Genomic DNA, 2,784 nt, shown 5'->3' with positions numbered 1-2,784 from the left:
ACAAACTGTGGTACCGGAGTAGGCAATTGCATACAATATTTAATTTTTACATACTTCCCTTTTAATGCTGGTGGCGGTTGGTTTTCTATAATTGGTAACATCAAATCGTTGAATTTTGATGTTGGTACTTTTTGTTTTCTGTTTTCAAAAACCTCAACAGCTGTTTCTAATCCTTTTAATAAACGTTGTTTTTCTAATGCAGATACAAATAGAATTGGCACATCTGTAAACGGTTGAATTTGCTCACGAATTTTACGCTCGTAATCTCTTGCGGTCATAGTATCTTTTTCAACTAAATCCCATTTGTTGACTAAAATTACAATTCCTTTTCTGTTTTTTTCGGCCAACCAAAAAATACTTTGATCTTGTCCTTCAAAACCACGAGTGGCATCAATTACCAAAATACAAACATCTGAATGCTCAATGGCACGAACCGAACGCATTACAGAATAAAATTCTAAATCTTCTTTTACCTTGGCTTTTCTTCTAATTCCAGCAGTATCTACCAAGTTAAATTCAAAACCAAAACGGTTATATGTGGTATCAATGGCATCACGAGTAGTTCCAGCAATATCTGTAACCACAAATCTATCTTCACCAATTAAGGCATTAATAATAGAGGATTTTCCTGCATTTGGACGACCCACAACGGCAAAACGAGGTAAAGGATTTTCATCTTCAACAGCTTCAGGCATTTCAGGTAAAACTTCTACTAATTTATCTAATAATTCTCCCGTTCCACTTCCATTCATAGCGCCTATAGTGAAATATTCGCCCAATCCTAAATTATAAAACTCTAACGCATCAGTAACACGTTTCGAATTATCAACTTTGTTCACGGCTAACAAAACAGGTTTAGTAACCTTACGTAGTAATTTAGCCACTTCATCATCCATTGGCGTAATGCCTTCTTCTACATCTACCATAAAAATAATGGCATCGCACTCATCTATTGCTAATTCTACTTGTTTTCTAATTTCACCTTCAAAAATATCATCAGAACCTTTAATGTATCCACCTGTATCAATTACAGAAAATTCTTTTCCATTCCACTCACTTTTTCCATAATTTCTATCACGTGTAACGCCACTCACAGAGTCTACTATGGCATCTCTACGTTGGATTAAACGATTAAAAAGCGTAGATTTTCCTACATTTGGTCTTCCTACTATGGCTACAATATTATTCATTATTCTTATATTTTGTGCAAAGATAGTTTAAAAGTTGCGAGTTTAGGGTTTATAGTTAGGAGTTTTTGTAAGTAATACTAAACGCATTGCTCCAAACTAACTACTAAATTCTGTAAACTAATTATTTGTAATTACTTTTGGTTGTATCCAAATCTTCGTAATTGAAAGGCATTGTTTCGCCAATCTTTATTCACTTTTACGAAAATTTCAATGTGTATTTGTTTATCGAAAAACAATTCTAAATCGGCACGAGCTTGCATTCCTACTTTTTTTAGAGCTGCACCTTTATGTCCAATAATAATTCCTTTTTGTGTTTCGCGTTCTACCATAATGACAGAGCGAATTCTTATGATTTTTTCGTCTTCCAAAAACTCTTCAGTTTCCACCTCAACTGCGTACGGAATTTCTTTATCGTAGTTTAATAAAATCTTCTCACGAATGGTTTCATTTACAAAAAAACGTTCTGGTTTGTCTGTTAAAGCATCCTTAGGATAATAAGGTGGTGAAAGTGGTAATAAATCGACAATTCTATTTAATACTTCTTTTACATTAAAGTTTTCTAAAGCCGAAATTGGAAAAATTTCAGCATTTGGAACCTTTGCTTGCCAAGTTTGTACCTGTTCTTCTAATAATTCTTGATTGGATTTATCAATTTTATTTAACAAAAGTAAAACTGGAATTTTAGCATTGATAATTTTATTGAAAAAGTCTTCGTCTTTTAATTCTTTTTCTCCAATTTCAACCATATAGATTAAAATATCGGCATCAGAAAAAGCACTTTTAACAAAATCCATCATACTGGTTTGTAAATCGTAAGCTGGTTTGATAATTCCTGGCGTATCCGAAAAAACGATTTGATAGTCTTCATCATTTACAATACCAAAAATTCTGTGACGCGTGGTTTGTGCCTTACTTGTGATGATAGACAACTTCTCACCTACCATAGCATTCATTAAGGTAGATTTTCCAACGTTTGGGTTTCCGATTATATTTACAAAACCTGCTTTATGCGACATATATTTTATTTTTTACAAAGGTACATAAAAAAGCCACTCGTTTTGGAATGGCTTCTTTTACAATATTATGTTAGTTATTTATTCTGCCGCAACTAATTTACTTGCGCTACGGTAAATAAATTCGTTATAAATATGACGACGAGCAAAACGACCTGGTGATTCAGCGTTTACCATTTTCACATACGTATTTCTTGGCACACCAAAGTATTCAAATTTACTTCCGTCTGCAAAGCTAATATACAAAACACCTTTGTCCATATAAAAATCGGCAATTTGTGAAGTTGTAGTTGTAGCTAAGTATTCTGCCTTTACTTTCTCTCTTGTTTCTGGAGCGATACTTACTAAAAAGTGGTACGCTTCAATAATGTTTTTACTTCTTTCTTCAGCTGCTAAACGTTCAACTGGATCTGCAATAGTATCAGGATGATCTTCCTTCATACTATTTCTATATATTGTTTTTAATTCTTTTAATGTTGCATCTCTGGTAACATTAAGTAACTTTCTGTACCCAATAATTTTCTGTGTAGTCATATAATTTTGAAAATAAAAGTGCAAAAGTAGTGATTTATTCTTTAATT

3 protein-coding genes are annotated in these 2,784 nt (G+C 32.9%); all 3 read right to left on the bottom strand.

Annotation, left to right across the window (positions count from 1 at the left end; genetic code table 11):
* Window positions 1-1,190 (bottom strand): ribosome biogenesis GTPase Der (gene der, locus ABWO04_RS10965; RefSeq protein WP_353079735.1); only part of this gene is annotated, 1,190 nt, incomplete at its 3' end.
* A gap of 131 nt (window positions 1,191-1,321) precedes the next feature.
* Window positions 1,322-2,206: a GTPase Era gene (gene era / locus ABWO04_RS10960; protein WP_353079734.1), complete on the bottom strand. Its 885-nt coding sequence runs from the start codon at window positions 2,204-2,206 to the stop codon at window positions 1,322-1,324.
* A gap of 78 nt (window positions 2,207-2,284) precedes the next feature.
* The gene (locus ABWO04_RS10955; RefSeq protein WP_502903991.1) at window positions 2,285-2,737 is read right to left on the bottom strand and encodes a KTSC domain-containing protein; all 453 of its coding nucleotides are present in this window, start codon (window positions 2,735-2,737) and stop codon (window positions 2,285-2,287) included.
* Window positions 2,738-2,784: the final 47 nt, after the last annotated feature.

The organism is Flavobacterium sp., from assembly GCF_040382755.1.
In the GTDB taxonomy this organism is placed as follows: domain Bacteria; phylum Bacteroidota; class Bacteroidia; order Flavobacteriales; family Flavobacteriaceae; genus Flavobacterium.
This window is presented reverse-complemented; position numbering and strand designations above follow the sequence as displayed.

Excerpts from the sequence above, each read along its gene's own strand:
- era (WP_353079734.1), bottom strand. The coding sequence starts at position 2,206 with ATGTCGCATAAAGCAGGTTTTGTAAATATAATCGGAAACCCAAACGTT.
- ABWO04_RS10955 (WP_502903991.1), bottom strand. The coding sequence starts at position 2,737 with ATGACTACACAGAAAATTATTGGGTACAGAAAGTTACTTAATGTTACC.